Origin of the sequence: Allobosea massiliensis (genome assembly GCF_042655245.1) — a bacterium.
GTDB lineage: Bacteria > Pseudomonadota > Alphaproteobacteria > Rhizobiales > Beijerinckiaceae > Allobosea > Allobosea massiliensis.
This window is the reverse complement of record NZ_JBHSLU010000063.1, coordinates 118910-137144: the sequence shown is the minus strand read 5'-3', so window position 1 is coordinate 137144 and position 18235 is coordinate 118910. Positions and strand designations below refer to the sequence as shown.

Annotated in this window: 13 protein-coding genes; 3 read left to right on the top strand and 10 right to left on the bottom strand. The window is 69.1% G+C overall.

Annotated features, from left to right (window positions below):
* Positions 1-94: 94 nt before the first annotated feature.
* From ACFPN9_RS18400 to ACFPN9_RS18385, 4 genes are all read right to left on the bottom strand, one after another.
* Positions 95-988, bottom strand: coding sequence for a PfkB family carbohydrate kinase (locus ACFPN9_RS18400; RefSeq protein ID WP_066725975.1), 894 nt, complete (start codon positions 986-988; stop codon positions 95-97).
* Positions 985-1416: a type II toxin-antitoxin system VapC family toxin gene (locus tag ACFPN9_RS18395; RefSeq protein ID WP_082732829.1), complete on the bottom strand. Its 432-nt coding sequence runs from the start codon at positions 1414-1416 to the stop codon at positions 985-987. The genes ACFPN9_RS18400 and ACFPN9_RS18395 overlap by 4 nt, the downstream gene beginning before the upstream one ends.
* Positions 1417-1662: a type II toxin-antitoxin system VapB family antitoxin gene (locus ACFPN9_RS18390; RefSeq protein WP_066725969.1), complete on the bottom strand. Its 246-nt coding sequence runs from the start codon at positions 1660-1662 to the stop codon at positions 1417-1419.
* A 68-nt stretch (positions 1663-1730) separates the two neighbouring features.
* Positions 1731-2180 carry a VOC family protein gene (locus tag ACFPN9_RS18385; RefSeq protein ID WP_066725966.1) on the bottom strand — a complete coding sequence of 150 codons (450 nt, stop codon included), beginning with the start codon at positions 2178-2180 and terminating at the stop codon, positions 1731-1733.
* A gap of 153 nt (positions 2181-2333) precedes the next feature.
* Here ACFPN9_RS18385 and ACFPN9_RS18380 point away from each other — a divergent pair, with 153 nt between their 5' ends.
* From ACFPN9_RS18380 to ACFPN9_RS18370, 3 genes are all read left to right on the top strand, one after another.
* Positions 2334-3779 carry a cation diffusion facilitator family transporter gene (locus ACFPN9_RS18380; protein WP_377817415.1) on the top strand — a complete coding sequence of 482 codons (1446 nt, stop codon included), beginning with the start codon at positions 2334-2336 and terminating at the stop codon, positions 3777-3779.
* 134 nt (positions 3780-3913) lie between these two features.
* Positions 3914-6559 carry an aminopeptidase N gene (pepN, locus tag ACFPN9_RS18375; RefSeq protein WP_066725960.1) on the top strand — a complete coding sequence of 882 codons (2646 nt, stop codon included), beginning with the start codon at positions 3914-3916 and terminating at the stop codon, positions 6557-6559.
* Positions 6560-6773: 214 nt separating this feature from the next.
* On the top strand, positions 6774-9068 hold the full coding sequence (locus ACFPN9_RS18370) for a PAS domain-containing sensor histidine kinase (RefSeq protein WP_377817413.1): 2295 nt from the start codon (positions 6774-6776) through the stop codon (positions 9066-9068).
* A 12-nt stretch (positions 9069-9080) separates the two neighbouring features.
* On the opposite strand, the gene ACFPN9_RS18365 is transcribed toward ACFPN9_RS18370, so the two are convergent.
* From ACFPN9_RS18365 to ACFPN9_RS18340, 6 genes are all read right to left on the bottom strand, one after another.
* Positions 9081-12035 (bottom strand): bifunctional [glutamine synthetase] adenylyltransferase/[glutamine synthetase]-adenylyl-L-tyrosine phosphorylase, encoded by a 2955-nt coding sequence (locus ACFPN9_RS18365; protein WP_377817411.1) that lies wholly within the window; start codon positions 12033-12035, stop codon positions 9081-9083.
* 11 nt (positions 12036-12046) lie between these two features.
* A complete protein-coding gene (locus tag ACFPN9_RS18360) occupies positions 12047-13561 on the bottom strand; it encodes a HAMP domain-containing sensor histidine kinase (protein WP_156446682.1) in 1515 nt (504 codons plus the stop codon).
* A 34-nt stretch (positions 13562-13595) separates the two neighbouring features.
* Positions 13596-14279: a response regulator transcription factor gene (locus tag ACFPN9_RS18355; protein WP_066725951.1), complete on the bottom strand. Its 684-nt coding sequence runs from the start codon at positions 14277-14279 to the stop codon at positions 13596-13598.
* A gap of 168 nt (positions 14280-14447) precedes the next feature.
* The gene (locus ACFPN9_RS18350; RefSeq protein WP_066725942.1) at positions 14448-15626 is read right to left on the bottom strand and encodes a Do family serine endopeptidase; all 1179 of its coding nucleotides are present in this window, start codon (positions 15624-15626) and stop codon (positions 14448-14450) included.
* A gap of 137 nt (positions 15627-15763) precedes the next feature.
* A complete protein-coding gene (locus ACFPN9_RS18345) occupies positions 15764-16234 on the bottom strand; it encodes a cytochrome c-type biogenesis protein (protein ID WP_197426724.1) in 471 nt (156 codons plus the stop codon).
* A 14-nt stretch (positions 16235-16248) separates the two neighbouring features.
* On the bottom strand, positions 16249-18234 hold the full coding sequence (locus tag ACFPN9_RS18340; RefSeq protein ID WP_066725938.1) for a heme lyase CcmF/NrfE family subunit: 1986 nt from the start codon (positions 18232-18234) through the stop codon (positions 16249-16251).
* Position 18235: the final 1 nt, after the last annotated feature.

Sequence of the window (18235 nt, the reverse complement as noted above, 5' to 3'; positions counted from 1 at the left end):
AACGACGCTGCAATCTTCCGCGCGCGCCGATTTCCGGCAAGGGCCTCACCGGCGGACGCTGCCCAAATGATGGGCAATCGCGGCTAGCCGATGGTCAGCCGCGCGCCGCGAGAAAGGCCTCGATCTCCGTGCGCTGCGGGGCACCGGCCCGGCCGCCGAAACGCGTGCATTTGATCGCCGCCGCCGCCGAGGCGAAACGGATCGCCGCACGCTCCCCCTGCCCCTCTGCGAGGCCGAGCGCGAAGGCGCCGTGCCAGACATCGCCGGCGCCGAGCGTGTCGACGGCCTCGACCGCGAAGGCCGGCAGATGAGCGATCGTGCCATCCTCGACGAAGAGCACCCCGTCCTTGCCGAGCGTGACCGCCAGCCAGGTCGGCCCCTCGCGCGCGATCCGGGCGAGACCGGCGCGCGGGTCCTCCTCGCCGGAGAGTTCGGCCAGGGCCTGGGCACTGAAGGCAACATGGCTCGCGGTCGCGACCAGATCGGGATGGGGCGGCCTTCGGTCGCCGTCGAGCACGCCGGGCACGCCCGCCGCGCGTGCGAGCCGCAGCGCCGCGAGCGCGCCCTCGCCCCAGCGCGTGTCGGCGAGCACGGCCCGCGCCCCGTCCGGCAAGGTGGCCGGGAGCCAGTCCGTCTGTTCCGGCATCTCGGGGTCGGAGTAAGAGATCACCATCCGCTCGCCCTGCGCATCGACGAGAATCGCCGAGACGGGCGAGCGCAGGCCGGCCACGCGGCGGGCGAAGGTCGTATCGACGCCTTCACGCGCCAGATCGGCCACGATCGCGTCACCGGCCAGATCGTCCGCGAGGCGCGTCGCCAGCCAGCAGCGACCGCCGAGCCTGGCGATCGCGACCGATGCGTTGCCGGCGCAGCCGCCACCGACGACGGCGAGGGCCTTGGAGCGGTATTTTTCGCCGCGGGTGGGGAGGGTCTCGACGCTGTAGACATAGTCCAGCGTCGAGATGCCGAGACAGAAGACGCCGGTCATGCGCGCGGCGGCTCAGCTTCGGGGCCGAAACGGACCCCGTCGATATCGGTATGGAGAAAGTCGTTGCCCTTGTAGGCGAGCTTCAGTCCCGAGGCGCGTGCGGCCGCATAGGCGAAGCAATCGCCCATGTTCAGGCGGGCGGGATGGCCGGTCAGCAGATGATAGCGGGCCGCGCATGTATGAGCTGCGCGGCCGGTCTCCGCGTCGATAGCCTGCAATTGAGCTCCGGTCATCGTCAGGAACTCCATCGTCGCAGAGTAGGCCTCATCGATCGAGATCCTGCGAAGCTTGGCAATCCGACAGGACGCCTCGAACACCGCGAGCGGCGAAGAGGCGAGTTTCTCGCTTTCGACGATGGCGACGCGTATCGCAGGCGCCTCGACCTCACCAGCCATAGCCGCAACGAGTACGGATGCGTCAAGAAACATTCAGATTTCGCCCGACTCGCGGTCGAAAAACTCCTTATGCGTCATGCCGTCATCGATGACGGGATGGTCGGCGAAACGCTCGTGGATGCGCGCGAAGGCCGCATCAACGCGCCTGCGTCGTTCTTCCCGTCGCGCGAGTTCGCGCTCTACGGCTAGCCCGATAGCTGCCTGCAAGGTGATCCCGTCCCGCTCTGCCAGTTCGCGGACCATGCGATCGATCTTCGCGTCGCGAACGAGAATGCCCATGATAGCCTCCCTGATATCAACCGAAGATATCAGGGAGATCCGCCTGCTTCAACTCAGTTCCGCCGCCTTCACCACACGCCGGTGTTCGGCATGCTCGCCCACGGCTCGGCCGGGGGTTTCGGGTCGCCCTTCTGGAGCAGTTCGATCGAGATGTTGTCGGGCGAGCGGACGAAGGCCATGTTTCCGTCGCGCGGCGGGCGGTTGATGGTGACGCCGGCCTTCATCAGCTTGTCGCAGGTGGCGTAGATGTCGTCGACCTCGTAAGCGAGATGGCCGAAATTGCGCCCGCCGGTGTAGGTCTCGGGGTCCCAGTTATAGGTCAGCTCCAGCGTCGGGCGGCCGCGGCTGCCCTGCTGGCGAACGGTCTCGACCTCGTCGGGCGCGGCCAGAAAGACCAGAGTGAAGCGGCCCTTCTCGTTCTCGATCCGGCGGGTCTCGACCAGGCCGAACTTGTTCACATAGAAATCCAGCGAGGCGTCGAGATCGGTCACGCGGACCATGGTGTGGAGATAGCGCATCGTTTTCGTCCGTTTCCTCTTCGGCCCGACGATTCCGGCGGGCGCATCCTGGCGGCGTTCACCGAATGGTGTCGGGTTGATCCTACCGTTGAATCGGGCGAAAGCATCGCCGCTCGTGAACACAGTTCCAAGACGCAGCCGGCAGGACAGGCCATGAGCTCAACGCAAGACGGTCTGGAGGGCACGCCTGCCCGCGCCAGCGCCGCCCAGATGGCGCAGATCAAGCAGCGCGCCGCGATCCTCTCGGTGATGGCGACGCTGCTGCTCACCGGCGCCAAGATCGTCGGCGCGATCCTGTCGGGCTCGCTCGCCCTGCTGACAGACGCGCTCCAGGGGCTGATCGATGTCGGCTCGACGCTGTTCACGTGGTTTGCCGTGCGCGTCTCGGACAAGCCGGCCGATGACGAGCACCATTACGGCCATGGCAAGGTCGAGGCGCTGGCGGCGCTCGTCGAGACCGCGATCCTGTTCACGCTGGCGGGCGCGATCCTCTGGGAAGCCGGCAACCGGCTCTGGACGGGGCTGATCGAGACCGTCTCGGTGACGCCCATCGTGATCGGCATCATGCTGCTCTCGATGGTGGTGGACGCGATCCGCTGGCGTTCGCTGACGAAAGTCGCGAAGGAGACCGGCAGCGAGGCGCTCGCCGCCGAGGCGACGCATTTCTCCGCCGATTTCGTCGGCTCGGCCCTCGTGCTGGCCGGCCTCGTCGGCGTCTGGTACGGCGTCGCCCGGGCCGACACCATCGCCGCCTTCGCGATCGCGGCCTTCACCGCGCTGTCGGCCTACCGGCTGGGGCGGCGGACCATCGACACCCTGCTCGACGCGGCGCCCAAGGGGGTGAGCGAACGCCTGCGCGAGGGCGCCGAGGGCGTGCCCGGCGTGGTCGGCGTCAACTGGCTCAAGGTCCGCCCGACGGGCGGGCGCATCCATGGCGAGATCGGCATCACCGTCTCGCGCACGCTGCCGCTGGAGCGGGTGGCGGCGATCCGCGAGGCGCTGACGGCGGAGTTCGAGCGGATCGAACCCGGCGCCGCGATCGCGGTCACGACCGACCCGGTTCAGGTCGACGACGAGACCGCGCTGGAGCGCGTGCTGCTGATCGCGCTCAAGCTGAAGATCCCGGTGCACCACGTCTCGGTGCACACGATCGGGCAGCGGCTCTCGGTCAGCCTCGACATGGAGGTCGAGGCGCGCCTGACGCTGGGCGAGGCGCATGAGATCGCGACGCGGCTGGAGGCGGCGATCCGGGACGAGTTCGGCGGCGAGACCGAGGTCGAAACCCATATCGAGCCGATGGAGACCGGCGCCCCGGCCGGCCATGACGCGGCCTGGGACACCGTCGAGGACATCGGCAAGGCGCTGGCCACCGAGAGCGCGACGCTGAAGGGGCCGATTCACGACATCCACAATGTCAGGGTTCGCCAGACCTTGAACGGCCTTGTCGTGAACTACCATTGCCGCGTCGACCCAGCGCTCGACGTCGCCTCGGTCCATGCCGCCGTCGACCAGATCGAGCGCGCGGTCAGGATCGCGCGGCCGCAGGTCTGCCGGCTCGTCAGCCATGCCGAACCCGCCATTGCCGGGCCCGCAAGCTAGACACAGGCGCGATCCCGCAGAGTTGCGGCCCGACGACGCGGCCCACCCTTCCGGCCGCAGGGCCGGCGGGTTAGAGACCCTTCCAGCGATCCGGCGCGCCGGATGATCCGAAACGCCGCCTGCCCGAGTTTCTCATGCGCTCCGAAGACACGCCCCTGATCCGTCTCGAGGACTATCGCCCGTCCGACTGGCTGATCGACACGGTCGATCTCGACATCAGCCTGCATCCGACGAAGACGCGCATCCGCTCGCAGCTCGGTCTGCGGCCGAACCCGGCCGGGCGGCCGGGTGCGCCGCTCGTTCTCGACGGCGACGAGCTCAAGCTGGTGGCGCTGCGGCTCGACGGGCTTCTGATCGACGAGACCGCCTACAGCGCCAGCCCGCAGCAGCTGACGCTGCACGCCCCACCGGCGCGGCGCTTCACGCTGATGATCGACACCGAGGTCGACCCCTCCGCCAACACCAAGCTGATGGGGCTCTATCTCTCCTCGCATGTCTACTGCACGCAGTGCGAGGCGGACGGCTTTCGCCGGATCAGCTACTTCCTCGACCGGCCGGACGTGATGTCGGTCTACACGGTGCGGCTGGAGGCGAAGAAGCTGATCGCCCCGGTGCTGCTTTCCAACGGCAATCTCGTCGCCGCGGGCGACGTGCCGGGCGGCGAGCGGCATTTCGCCGTCTGGCACGACCCTCACCCCAAACCCGCCTATCTCTTCGCCCTGGTCGGCGGGGCGCTCGACGTGCTCCGCCAGACCTATGTGACCGCCGAGGGGCGCAGCGTGGACCTCGCCGTCTATGTCGAACCCGGCAAGGCCGACCGGGCCGGCTGGGCGATGGACTGCCTGGTGCGCTGCATGCGCTGGGACGAGCGCGTCTTCGGCCGCAATTACGATCTCGACGTGTTCAACGTCGTCGCCGTGTCGGATTTCAACATGGGCGCGATGGAGAACAAGGGCCTCAACATCTTCAACGACAAATACGTCCTGGCCGATCCGCTGACGGCGACCGACGGAGACTATGCCTCGATCGAGGCGATCATCGCGCATGAGTACTTCCACAACTGGACCGGCAACCGCATCACCTGCCGGGACTGGTTCCAGCTCTGCCTGAAGGAGGGCCTCACGGTCTTCCGCGACCAGGAGTTCTCAGCCGACGAGCGTTCCCGAGCGGTGAAGCGCATCGCCGATGTCAGGACGCTGCGCACGACGCAGTTCTCGGAGGATGCCGGGCCGCTGGCGCATCCGGTGCGGCCGCGCGCCTACAAGGAAATCAACAACTTCTACACGCCGACGGTCTATGAGAAGGGCGCGGAGGTGATCCGCATGCTCAAGCTTCTGGTGGGCGAAGCCGCCTTCCGCGCCGGCATGGACCTCTATTTCGAGCGCTGCGACGGCACCGCCGCGACGATCGAGGATTTTCTCGCCTGCTTCGCCGAGACCTCCGGCCGCGACCTGACGCATTTTGCGCGCTGGTACGAGCAGGCCGGCACGCCGACGATCGTGGCGTCGGGCCGCTATGACGCGGCGGCGCGCAGCTACACGCTCGATCTCGCCCAGAAGACGGCGCCGACGCCCGGCCAGCCGGAAAAACAGCCCGTCGTCCTCCCGGTCGCGCTCGGCTTGGTCGGGCGCAGCGGCGACCTGCCGCTGGCCACGGACTCGCCGGCCTATGCCGGCGCCGGGCTGATCGTGCTCGACCAGCCTTCGCTATCGGTGACCTTCAGCGACGTGGGCGAGCCGCCGATCCCCTCCCTGCTGCGCGGCTTCTCGGCGCCGGTGAGGCTCGAGCTCGACCTCGCGGATGGCGATCTGCTGCGGCTGTTCTCGTCCGACAGCGACCCGTTCAACCGCTGGCAGGCTTGGCAGACGGTGGCCATGCGGGCGCTCGTCGAAGCCGGACGCGAGCCCGCCCAGCTCGAGGCCCTGCGCGCCACGGGGCGGGCGCTGGCGGAGGGACTCAGCGACTTCCTGCGCGACCAGGCGCCCGCGGACCCGGCCTTCGCCGCCCAGGTCCTGCGCCTGCCGGCAATGGGAGACGTCGCGCGCGAGATCGGCCGGGACGTGGATCCCGACGCGATCCAGGCGGCCCACCGCGCGCTCTCGACCGAAATCGGCCTGCGGCTCGGACCGCAACTGCTCGAGCTGCGCGAAAAGCTCGGCGGGTCGGCGCCGTACAGCCCCGATGCGGCCTCCGCCGGGCGCCGTGCGCTGCGCAACGAGGCGCTGGGCCTGATCGCGCTCGCCTCGCCGCAGGAGGGCGCCCGCCTCTGCGAGGCACAGTTCGCCGCCGGCGACAACCTGACAGACCGGCTGGCCGCGCTGGCGGCGATGACGCTCGTTCCCGGCGAGGCTCGCGAGGCGCTCATCGCCCGCTTCGCCAAGACCTACGCAGCGGAACCGCTCGTCCTCGACAAGTGGCTGATGGCCCAGGCGCTGATCCCCGAAGCCTCGACGCTGGATCGCGTCCGGGAGCTGATGCAGCACCCGGCGTTCTCGATGGGCAACCCGAACCGCATCCGGGCGCTGATCGGCGGCTTCGCGGCCAACCTGACCCAGTTCAACCGCACCGACGGCACCGGCTATGCCTTCGTGGCCGAGATGGTGATCGCGCTCGACCGGACCAACCCGCAGGTCGCCTCCCGGCTGCTGTCATCGTTCAAGAGCTGGCGCATGCTCGAGCCGGGCCGCAGGACGCTGGCGCAGGGGCGGCTCGCCCAGGTGGCGGCGACCCCGAATCTGTCCCGCGATGTCGCCGACATCGCCGAACGGACCCTCGCCTGAAGAGGTTAACGGCGACCTGTCGAAAAGATTAACGCTTCATTACGCGCGCAGGATTCAATCGGTTAAACGCCACAACCCCAAGGCGAATTCGACGCAATCGATTCAACTCAAGGCTAGACAAACCGACTCACTCGGATTCAACTGAACGTGATTCGCGGGGATGCGGCACGTCTCCCGATCTACTGTCGGTAAAGTATCCGAAGGGGGACGGGGCATGACGCGTGCCAACGCGGGCTGCGCATCTGTGCGCGCAGAGTCGATTCTGGGTGTCGCTCGATCACTGACACATCCGCTCTACCAGCGTTTCGAGAGTCTCGAGCCGACCATCCGAACCGTCATTCCCAGCCTGGTCGCGCTCTTCATCATCCTTCTCGCCACCGGCGCCGCGATCCAGACCACCGCGATGCGCGAGGATGCGCTCACTGATGCGGCCGGCGACATGGATCTCGTCTCGGCCCTGCTCGCGCGTGAGCTCGACAACGCCTCGCAGCGAGGACTGGCGCCGGGGATGGTGCTCTCCTCCCTCGCCTCGCGCCATCTCGCTGCCCATGGCCGCATCGTCCATGTCAGCGCCGAGGACGGCCATGTCGTCGCCAGCGAACCCGCGATTGGCCAGACCCGCCGCACCCTCGTCGATTTTCTCGGGCCGACCCAGCCGCTCACCGCCTTCGGCGACCGCGCCGGCGTGATGCGCATCACCCTTCCGGACGGCGTCGAGGCCATCGCTGCCGTGCGCAACCTCGCCTCTCCGCTGGGCCAGGTCGCGGTGCTGCACCCGGTCTCGCGCGTGCTGTCGATCTGGCAGCAGCGCCGCAGCGGGCTCGCCCTTCTCTTCGCTACAGCCGGCATCGTGCTGACCGCCATCACCATCGGCTTCATCGTCCAGTCGCGCCGGGCGCGCGCCGCCGACGAGGATTGCGACTGCATCCGCGAGCGCATCGACACCGCGCTGAACCGCGGTCATTGCGGGCTGTGGGACTGGGATCTCGCCCGCGGCCGGATCTACTGGTCGGACTCGATGTACGCCATGCTCGGCTATGCCCGCACGGGACAATACATGTCCTTCGGCGAGGTGAGCGGCTTCATCCACCATGAGGATGTCGATCTCTACGCGCTGGCCGACGCGATCAGCCGCGGCGAGGCGAGCCATCTCGACCAGGAGTTCCGCGTCCGCGACAGCGCCGGCAATTGGATCTGGCTGAAGGCGCGCGCCGAGCTTGTCACCGACCGCCGCACCAACGCCAAGCACCTCGTCGGCATCGTGGTGGACATTTCCGAGCAGCGCCGCATGGCCGAACGCACGGCCACCGCCGATGCCCGCCTGCGCGACGCGGTCGAGGCCATCTCCGAGGCCTTCGTGCTGTGGGATGCCGACAACCGCCTCGTGCTCTGCAACGCCAAGTACCAGCAGCTCCACAAGCTGCCGCCGGAACTCGCCGTGGCCGGCGTCCGCCATGACGAGATCATGCGCTCGAGCGCCCAGCCCACCATCGACCAGGAACCGCTGCGCTCGCTGCGCGGCGCCGACGGCTCCTCCTCCTATGAGGCGCGCCTCTCGGACGGGCGCTGGCTGCAGATCAACGGCCGGCGCACCAAGGATGGCGGCTCGGTCTCGGTCGGCACAGACATCACCAAGCTGAAGCAGCAAGAAGAGCGGCTGACCCAATCGGAGCATCAGCTCCTGATGCACGTCACCGACCTCAAGGCCTCGCGCCAGAAGCTCGAAATGCAGGCCCAGCAGCTCGCCGACATGGCGGAGCGCTATCTCGAACAGAAAGCCGCGGCGGAAAGCGCCAACCGCGCCAAATCCGAGTTCCTCGCCAATATGAGCCATGAGCTGCGCACGCCGCTGAACGCCATCATCGGCTTCTCCGACGTCATGCAGAGCAACATCTTCGGACCGCTGGGCGAGAAATACGCCGACTATGTCCGCGATATCCATTCGAGCGGCGAGTATCTCCTGCGCTTCATCAACGACATCCTGAACATGGCCCGCCTGGAATCCGGCAAGGTCAGCCTCGAGAAATCGGACGTCGCGATCGGGCTCGTCATCGACGAGGCGGTTCGGGAGGTTCAGGACGAGATCGACCGCAAGGGGCTCACGCTCACCGTCGAGGGCGCCCGCGACGCGCATCTTGAGGCGGATCCGCACGCGCTCTACCAGATCCTCGGCAACCTGCTCGACAACGCCGTCAAGTTCACGCCGCAGGAGGGCCAGATCGCGGTCCGCATCCGCCCGGTGCCCGGCGCGATCAACATCTTCGTCGAGGACAGCGGCATCGGCATCCCGCGCGACAAGATCGACCGCATCGGCCGCCCCTTCGAGCAGGTCGAGGGCGACCTCACCCGCAGCTACCAGGGTTCGGGCCTCGGGCTCGCCATCGCCCGCTCCCTCACCGAGCTGCATGGCGGCTCGCTGCGGCTGCGCTCGACGATCGGCGCCGGGACCATCGTCATGGTCCATCTGCCTCTCGATGGCGGTGCCCGTGCGATAGCCAAGGCGGCCTGAGCCGCTCCGCCGTCAGCCAGAGCGGGCGACGCCCAGAACCCTGTTGAAGATGGTGCGCACCCCTGCGCGCACCTCGTCCAGCTCCGCCCGCAGGACCTTGATGTCCGGCCGGCCCACCGAGGTGGCGATGCGCGTCATGACGCGGGCGGGCACGGCCGCCGGGTCGAAGGCCTCCTCCACCGTGAAGCGCTGCCAGAGCTGAACGTCGCCGATCAGCCTCGCCGCCTCCTCCAGCGCCGCCGCATCGGGGGCCGCCAGCGGTCCCGCCGCGCGCGCGGCCGCGAAGACCGAGAGGGTGTCGCGGACGAGCAGCGCCGGGTGATCCGCGGCATGGGCGAGCACGAGATACTGTGCCAGGAAGTCCAGATCGGTCAGCCCGCCCAGCGCGAGCTTCAGGTCCCAGGGGTTTTTCTCGCCCTTCTCCTTCGCGATCAGCGCGCGCATCTGCGCGACCGCGGCAGCGACCTTCGCCGGCTCGCGGCGCCGGCTGAGGATCGCGCGGATGGAGGTCTCGGCGCGCGCGGCGAGCTCAGGATCACCCGCCACGACGCGCGCACGGGTCAGCGCCATTTCCTCCCAGATCTCGGCCTCACCGCGGTGATAGGCCTCGAAACCCGCGAACTGGGTCGCGGCCGGGCTCTTGTTGCCCGACGGGCGCAGCCGCATGTCGACCTGGTAGAGCGTGCCGCGCCGGGTCGGCACCGTGAGCGCCGCGACGAGGCGCTGGGTGAAGCGGACATGCCAGGTCACCGGATCGAGACTGCGGCGGCCATCGCTCGGCCCTGCCTCCTCCGGACGGTCGTAGAGCAGCATCAGGTCGAGGTCGGAGGATGGCGTGAGCTCACCCGCTCCGAGCCGGCCGAGACCCAGCACGACGCTCTGCGCGCCTTCGATCACGCCGTGATCGGCTGAAAAGGCCGCGCGGGTGTCGGTAAAGGCCACGCGAAGGCAGGCTTCCGCCACGGCGCAATAGGCCTGGGCGGCGGCCTGGGCGGGGTAGACGCCGGAGAGCAGCCTGGCGCCGACGAGGAAGTTCTCCTGGCGGGCGGCGTCGCGCAGCCGGTCCAGCCCCTCCTCGACGCTCGGCGGCGGTGAACCGACGACACCGCGGATGCGGCGCTCCAGCGCGTCGCTGTCGAGCGCAGCCTGGCCGAAGGCGGGGTCGATGACGCCGTCGAGCACATGTGGGTGGAGCGCGGCCACCCTGGCGAGGCGCGGCGCGCTGCCGAGGATTTCGGCGAACAGCGTCAGCAGCGCGTCCTGCGAGCGCAGCAGCGTCAGCAGTTCGACCGCGGCCGGCATCCGCACGAAGGCATTGTCGAGATGGGCAAGCGCGCCGTCGGGATCGGCGGTGCGGCCGAGCGCGACGAGCAGGGCGGGCGTGAGTTCCGTCAGGACTTCGCGGGCGCGGGGGCTGGTGACGGCGGCGCGGCGGCCGAAATGCCAGCCCCGCACCGTCTCGGCCGCCGTCTGGGCCTGGCGGAAGCCCAGTTTCTGCAGCGTCTCCAGCGTCTGCGGATCGATCTCGGAGCCGGTGAAGCTCAACGTCCCGGCCTCGCTGGCGAGGCTCGGCCCCTCCTCGAACAGCAGGGCGTAATGGCCCTCGACCCGGCGGGCATGGGCGGTCAGCGCCTTGCCGAAGGCGGCCGTCGAGGGATAGCCGCAGAAGCGGGCGAAGGCTTCGAGATCGGCCGCCGCCTTGGGCAGCGTCTGAGTCTGCTCGTCATGGCGCATCTGCAGGCGGTGCTCGATCGTCCGTAGCCAGCGATAGGACTCCGCCAGTTCGTCGCGGGCGGTAGGGGTGATCCAGCCCTCCCGCGTCAGCTCGGCCAGCATCTCCAGCGTGCGCGGACCGCGGAGCGCCACGCGCCGGCCGCCGAAGACGAGCTGCTGCGTCTGCACGAAGAACTCGATCTCGCGGATACCGCCGCGGCCGAGCTTCACGTTGTGGCCGGCGACGGCGATGGTCTCGTGGCCCTTCACCGTCTGGATCTGACGCTTCATCGCGTGGATGTCGGCGATGGTCGCGAAGTCGAAATATTTGCGCCAGATGAAGGGGGCGAGGTCCTTGAGAAAGCGCTGGCCGAGCGGGAGATCCCCGGCCACGGGCCGCGCCTTGATCATCGCCGCGCGTTCCCAGTTCTGGCCGACGGTCTCGTAATAGGCATAGGCCGAGGGCAGCGGCACGGCGACATGGGTCGAGGCGGGATCGGGCCGCAGGCGCAGATCGACGCGGAAGACATAGCCGTCGGGCGTCCGCTCCTGGATGATGCGGGCGATCTGCTGGGTCAGCTTGACATAGAAGCTGGTCGGCTCGGCGACGCCGACGGCCTCCGCCACCTCGGGATCGAAGAAGACGACGATGTCGATGTCGGAGGAGTAGTTCAGCTCGCCGGCGCCATGCTTGCCGAGCGCGAGCACGACGAGGCCGGATCCCGCTCCCGGGTCGGCGGGATCCGACAGCCGAATGCGCCCGAGATCGGCGGCCTGACGCAGGACATGATCGGTCGCGAGCCGGACCGCGATGTCGGCGGTGGCCGTCAGCGCGGCGGTGACGGTTTCGACGTCCCAGACGCCGCCGATGTCGGCCAACGCGATCAGAAGCGCCATGCTGCGCCGGAAGCGGCGGAGCAGCCGCATCAGCTCCGGCGCGTCGCCCGCGGCTGCACCGGCCCGTGCCACGTCCGCGAGTAGCGCATCGCGGCGCGCTTCCGGCGCTTCGGTCAGGCAGGCGAGCAGCCCCGAAGGGTCCTGCCGCATGATCTGGGTGAGGAAGGGTGCATGCGCCAGCAGGCCTGCAACGAGCGCGGCGCTGCGTTCATTCCCGGCGACATGCGCCGCCAGCGCCTCGGCGGCCTCGGGATCGTGAAGCCGGTCGATCAGGTCCTTCGCCAGGATCTGGGCGGCTTTTGCCCGCGCCGGCAGCACAGGCGCCGCCTTCAACCGCTCACACAGACGCATCGTCATCGCCGTCCCCCTCACAGGGAGGGGACGCCAACAGGGTTCGGCGCCGCTGTCGAGCCGGGACGCGCGGACGGAGGCGCCGTGTCCACAGCCTTGGCGTTGCCGGCCGTTTCGGTGGCGGGCCGCGGCGGCTCGGGCGTGGCCTCCAGCACCGGCAGGGCGATGACGACGCGCAGGCCCGGAGCGTTGTCCTCCAGCCGCAACTGGCCGCCATGCAGGCGCACCACGCCGGCGGCGAGCGCGAGGCCGAGCCCAAAGCCCGGCTTGCTGCGGCTGGCATCGAGCCGCACGAAACGTTCGAGCACGCGGGCGCGGTCCTCCGGCGGGATACCCGGCCCGTGATCGGCGACGGAGAGCAGGATCTCGTCCCGCTCCCGCCACGCGGCGACCGTCACCTCCGCCCGCCCGCCCTCGGGCGGCTCGCCATATTTCAGGGCATTGTCGATGAGATTGGCCAGCGCCTGGCCGATGAGTTCGCGATTGCCGATGACCCGCAGCCCGGGCGCGATCTCCGTGACCAGCGATAGCCCCGCCTCCTCCGCCAGCGGCTCGTAGAGTTCAGCGAGGCCGGAGACGATCTCCGAGAGATCGAGCCCGTCCATGCTGTCCCGGATACGGCCGGTCTCCAGCCGCGCGATCATCAGCAGCGCGTTGAAGACGCGGATCAGGTTGTCGGCCTCGTCGATCGAGCCATCGAGCGCAGCGCGGAGCTCGTCGGGCGAGGTCGCGGTGCGCAGCGCCTCCTCCGCGCGGTTGCGCAGCCGCGTCAGCGGCGTCTTCAGGTCATGGGCGATGTTGTCCGAGACCTGCTGCATGCCGGCCATGAGTTCGCCAATGCGCTCCAGCATGGCGTTGAGGTTGAGCGCGAGGCGATCGAGCTCGTCGCCCGTGCCGGAGATGGCGAGGCGGCCCTTCAGGTCGCCGGCCATGATCGACTGCGCGGTGCCGGTCATGTCGTCGATGCGCTTCAGCACGCGCCGCGCGACGAACCAGCTCGCGAAGCAGCCGAGAACGAAGACGACGAGCAGCGACCAGCCGGCCGCGCGGCGGATCACGATGCCCAGCCGCTCGCGCTCCTCGACATCGCGCCCGACCAGCAGGCGGAAGCCGGCCGGCAGCACGAAGACGCGCACGATCGCCCGGCTCGGGCGGTCCACGGCCTCGCTGGTGCGGGCATATTCGATCTCCGCCTCGCCCGGCCGGTCGAGTGTGCCGGGAGGCAGCGCCTCGACATTGCCGGCGATGCGCTCGCCGACCGGCGTGGTGACGAGATAGAGAGAGGCGCCTGGCGCGCGCGAGCGGCGCTCCACGACATTGACGAGGCGCCGGATGCCGCCCTGGCGCTGCTGCTCGGCCAGGCCCTGGATCTCCGCGTCGATGGTCGAGCGGATCTGGTCGTCGAGCAGGCGCTTGGCGTTCCAGGCGACATAGCCGAGCAGAAGCCCGGCAAAGAGCGCGAAGATAACGAGATAGACCGCCGTCAGCTTGAAAGCGGTGGTGCGGAACAGCGTCGGCAGGAAGCGCTGCACGGGGCGCGCCGTCCCCGCGCCGGCGGCGGCCGGTTCAGCGGGCCGTGTCACGGATCATGTATCCCGCGCCGCGGATGGTGTGGATCATCGGGTGCTCGAAACCCTTGTCGATCTTGGCGCGCAGGCGGCTGACATGCACGTCGATGACGTTGGTCTGGGGGTCGAAATGATAATCCCAGACGTTCTCCAGCAGCATGGTACGCGTCACCACCTGGCCCGCATGCTTCATGAGGTATTCGAGCAGGCGGAACTCACGGGGCTGCAGCAGGATCTCCGTGCCCGCGCGCGTCACGCGATGGGCGAGCCGGTCGAGATCGAGATCGCCGACGCGGTAGGTCGTCGGCTCGGAAGCCGGGGCAGCGCGACGGCGCGACAGCACCTCGACCCGCGCCAGCAGCTCCGAAAACGCATAGGGCTTGGGCAGGTAGTCGTCGCCACCGGCGCGCAGGCCCTTCACCCGGTCGTCGACCTGCGCCAGGGCAGAGAGAATGAGAGCGGGCGTCGCGTCATTCTGCTCGCGCAGCGAACGGATCAGCGAGAGCCCGTCAAGACGCGGCAACATGCGGTCGACCACCAGGACGTCGTAACCGCCGCCCTCGGCCATGGCGTAGCCTTCCAGACCATCGCCGGCATGGTCGGCGACATGGCCGGCCTCGCGGAAGGCCTTGGTCAGATAGGCCGCAGCCTCGGCATCATCTTCGACGATCAGCAGTCGCATCGGCCAAGCCTATCCCAGAACGACGAAAAATGGCAGGCCGGAGGATACGCATCCGGCCTGCCGCGGTGAAGGCTGGCCTCCCGGCGCGGGGGCGACGGTCTGCCGGGAGGACACGAGCCTTGCCTCAGATCCGATGCCGGCCAGAAGCCGGCATCGGCCTCATCAGGATCAGGCGGCCGGCTGGCGGCCGACCTCGAAAGCGATCTCGCGCTCCTTGCCGTCGCGCCAGACGGAGAGCTTCACCTTGGTGCCGGGCGCGAAGCTGGCGATACGGCGCGAGAGTTCGCGGGCATCCTTGATCGCGACGCCGTCGACCGAAAGAATCGTGTCACCGCGCTTGATGCCGGCCCTGGCTGCAGGCCCGGTGCGCTCGGCGGCCGCGACGAGGGCGCCGTGCGGCTCCTTCAGCCCGATCGCCTCCGCGACCTCGGCGGTCACCGGCTGGATCTGCACGCCGATGAAGCCGCGCGCCACCGTGCCGTCCTTCTTGAGGGCGGTGACGACCTGTTCGACCGTCGAGGCCGGGACGGCGAAGGCGATGCCGACATTGCCGCCCGAGGGCGAGAAGATCGCGGTGTTGACGCCGACGACCTCGCCCTTCTGGTTGAAGGTCGGCCCGCCGGAATTACCGCGGTTCACCGCCGCGTCGATCTGCAGGAAGTCGTCATATGGGCCCGAGCCGATGTCGCGACCCTGAGCCGAGACGATGCCGGCCGTGACCGTGCCGCCGAGGCCGAAGGGGTTGCCGACCGCCAGCACCCAGTCGCCGATCCGCGGCTTCGCCGTGGCGAGCTGGACGAAGGGGAAGCTGCCGCCCTCGTTGACCTTCAGCAGAGCGAGATCGGTGCGCGGGTCGGTGCCGATGACCTTGGCCTCGAGCGTCTTGCCGTCGTCGGTGACGATCTGGACCTCGGAGGCCTTGTCGACGACGTGGTTGTTGGTGACGATGTAGCCGTCCTGGCTGATGAAGAAGCCGGAGCCCTGCGACATGCCCTGGCGCGGCTGCGGCCGGCCGGGAACGGCGCCGCGCGGCATCTGCTGCTCGAAGAATCGGCGCAGGCCCGGCGGCAGGTCGTCCAGGCTGCCCTGGCCATCATCGGCGGCCTCGATCGTCTGCTTGACGCGGACCGAGACGACCGCCGGCTTCACCTTCTCGACCATGTCGGCGAAGGAGGGCAGATTGGTCTGGACGCCCGAGAGCTGGATCGGCTGGGCGAAGGCGGGATGGTCGAACTTCAGCGCGCCGTCGGCGAGCCCGGCGGCGAGGCCGATGCCCAGCGTGGCGGCACCGGCGAGAAGGGCGCCGCGCTTCAGGATGGACCGGGGGCGATGGGTGTTGGTGGTCATGGCGGAACCTCGAAACATTCGGCAGGGCCTTCCCTGCTCGTGACGAGGACCATGACGGGCTCAGCCTTACGCCGCTTTCGCCCGAAGATGACGATTTTGTAAGGTAACTGATCGTGTCCGGAGGTTTCCGCGCTGGATCAGGGCGCCTCCGAATCCAGAAGCCGCTGCAACCGGCGGCGCTCCTCCTCCGACAGCGGCGCGGCGGCGTCCGGCGCCGGCATGGCCCGGCCGCGCCGCCAGGTGAAGAGCAGCGCCGCGAGCAGGATCAGCAGCGGCGCGGCCCAGAGCAGCGCCGTCCTGACATCGAAGGGCGGCCGCAGCAGCACGAAATCGCCATAGCGCGCGACGACGAAATCGCGCACCGCGGTGTCGCTGTCGCCGGCGACGAGCCGCTCGCGCACGAGCACACGCAGATCCTTGGCGAGCGGCGCGTCCGAATCGTCGATCGACTGGTTCTGGCAGACCAGGCAGCGCAACTCCGACGAGATCGCGCGGGCGCGGCGCTCCATGGCGGGATCCGGCAGAACCTCGCCGGGCTGGACCGCCAGGCCGGGCGACAGGCTGGCGCACGCGATCGCGGCGGCGACAATCAGGCGGAGCGAAAGCAGGCGACGCACCGCGCTCACTCCGCCGGCTGCGGGACGGCCACCGGCTGGGGAGCCTGGCGCCGGGGAGCCGCCAGCCGGAAGCGGCGATCCGTCAGCGACAGCGCGCCGCCGAGCGCCATCACGATCGAGCCGATCCAGATCAGCAGGATCAGCGGCTTGTCGTAGAGCCGCACGGCGATGCCGCCATCGGCCTGCGGCTCTCCCAGCGCCACATAGGCCTGGCTCAGGCCGACCGTACGGATGCCGGCCTCGGTGGTCGGCATGTTACGGGCGGTGTAGACGCGCTTGGCGGCCTCGATCGGCCTCAGCTCGCGATTGCCGGCGAAAAGCTGGAAGCGCGCCACCTCGGCCCGGAAATTCGGGCCGCTGCGCGGCAGGACGGATTCGAGAACCACGGTATAGCGCCCGCTGGTCAGCCGCTCGCCTGGCTTCAGCACGCCGATGGCTTCGGTGCTCCACGCGGCCGCCGCGATACCGATGACGCTCACGCCGACGCCGGCATGGGCGAGCGCGGTCCCCCAGGCAGAGCGTGGCAGGCCCTTGGCCCGCGACCACATCGCCGGCCAGCCACTGGCGCGGGCGACGATGCGATCGCCCAGATCGAAGGCCGCGCCGAGCACGAGGAAGACGCCCAGGCCGATGCCGAGCGGCGCCAGCACGGGACCGCCCCAGCTCCAGGCGACCAGAGCAAAGGCCGCCACCAGGGAGAGCGCGAAGGCGGCCATGTTGCGCTGGGCGGCACCGAGCAGATCGCCCCGCTTCCACGCCAGGGTCTGGCCGAGCGGCAGCAGCAAGAGCAGCGGCACCAGGACAGGGACGAAGGTCGCGTTGAAGAAGGGCGGGCCGACGGAGATCTTGTCGGCGGTCAGCATCTCCAGCACCAGCGGATAGAGCGTGCCGACGAAGACGGTGGCGCAAGCGGTGGCGATGAAGACGTTGTTGACGACCAGCGCGCCTTCCCGGGACACCGGCGCGAACAGACCGCCCTGCCGCAGCAACGGTGCCCGCCAGGCGAAGAGCGCCAGCGATCCCCCGACGAAGAAGACGAGGATGCAGAGGATGAACAGACCGCGCGCGGGGTCTGTCGCGAAGGAGTGGACCGAGGTCAGAACGCCGGAGCGGACGATGAAGGTGCCGAGCAGGGAGAGCGAGAAGGTCAGGATCGCGAGCAGGATCGTCCAGACCTTCAGCGCGTCGCGCTTTTCCATCACCACGGTCGAATGGATCAGTGCCGTGCCGGCGAGCCAGGGCATCAGCGAGGCGTTCTCGACAGGGTCCCAGAACCACCAGCCGCCCCAGCCGAGCTCGTAATAGGCCCAATAGGAGCCCATCGCGATGCCGAGCGTGAGAAACACCCAGGCCAGCAGCGTCCAGGGCCGCACGGCGCGGGCCCAGACGGCGTCAATCCGCCCATCGATCAGCGCCGCGACGGCGAAGGCATAGGTGATCGAGAAGCCGACATAGCCGACATAGAGCAGCGGCGGATGGATCGCGAGGCCGAGATCCTGGAGGATCGGGTTGAGGTCCTGGCCGTCCGGCGGCGCCGGCACCATGCGCCGGAACGGGTTCGAGGTCAGCAGGGTGAAGGCCAGGAAGGCGACCGTGACCAGGCCCTGGGCGGCGAGCGTGCCGGCCCGCAGCCGCACCGGCAGCGACCGGCGCGACAGCGCGACGAGTGCCCCGAACAGCGTCAGGATCAGCACCCAGAGGAGCATCGAGCCCTCATGATTGCCCCAGACGGAGGTCAGCTTGTAGATCAGCGGCTGCGTGGAGTGCGAATTGGCGACGACGTTCTCGACCGAGAAATCCGAACGCACATAGCTCGTCACGAGCGCCGCGAAAGACAGTGTCACCAGCAGGAAGCAGATCAGCGCTGCAGCCGAGCCGACGCTGGCGAGCGCGCGATCATGGCGCGCCACGCCCCAAAGCGGGACGATCGACTGGACGACGGCGACGCCCAGAGCCAGCGCGAGCGCGAAATGGCCGATCTCGACGATCATG

Excerpts from the sequence above, each read along its gene's own strand:
- ACFPN9_RS18365 (WP_377817411.1), bottom strand. The coding sequence starts at position 12,035 with ATGACGATGCGTCTGTGTGAGCGGTTGAAGGCGGCGCCTGTGCTGCCG.
- ACFPN9_RS18340 (WP_066725938.1), bottom strand. The coding sequence starts at position 18,234 with ATGATCGTCGAGATCGGCCATTTCGCGCTCGCGCTGGCTCTGGGCGTC.
- ACFPN9_RS18390 (WP_066725969.1), bottom strand. The coding sequence starts at position 1,662 with ATGGGCATTCTCGTTCGCGACGCGAAGATCGATCGCATGGTCCGCGAA.
- ACFPN9_RS18395 (WP_082732829.1), bottom strand. The coding sequence starts at position 1,416 with ATGTTTCTTGACGCATCCGTACTCGTTGCGGCTATGGCTGGTGAGGTC.
- ACFPN9_RS18355 (WP_066725951.1), bottom strand. The coding sequence starts at position 14,279 with ATGCGACTGCTGATCGTCGAAGATGATGCCGAGGCTGCGGCCTATCTG.
- pepN (WP_066725960.1), top strand. The coding sequence starts at position 3,914 with ATGCGCTCCGAAGACACGCCCCTGATCCGTCTCGAGGACTATCGCCCG.
- ACFPN9_RS18400 (WP_066725975.1), bottom strand. The coding sequence starts at position 988 with ATGACCGGCGTCTTCTGTCTCGGCATCTCGACGCTGGACTATGTCTAC.
- ACFPN9_RS18385 (WP_066725966.1), bottom strand. The coding sequence starts at position 2,180 with ATGCGCTATCTCCACACCATGGTCCGCGTGACCGATCTCGACGCCTCG.
- ACFPN9_RS18380 (WP_377817415.1), top strand. The coding sequence starts at position 2,334 with ATGAGCTCAACGCAAGACGGTCTGGAGGGCACGCCTGCCCGCGCCAGC.
- ACFPN9_RS18350 (WP_066725942.1), bottom strand. The coding sequence starts at position 15,626 with ATGACCACCAACACCCATCGCCCCCGGTCCATCCTGAAGCGCGGCGCC.
- ACFPN9_RS18370 (WP_377817413.1), top strand. The coding sequence starts at position 6,774 with ATGACGCGTGCCAACGCGGGCTGCGCATCTGTGCGCGCAGAGTCGATT.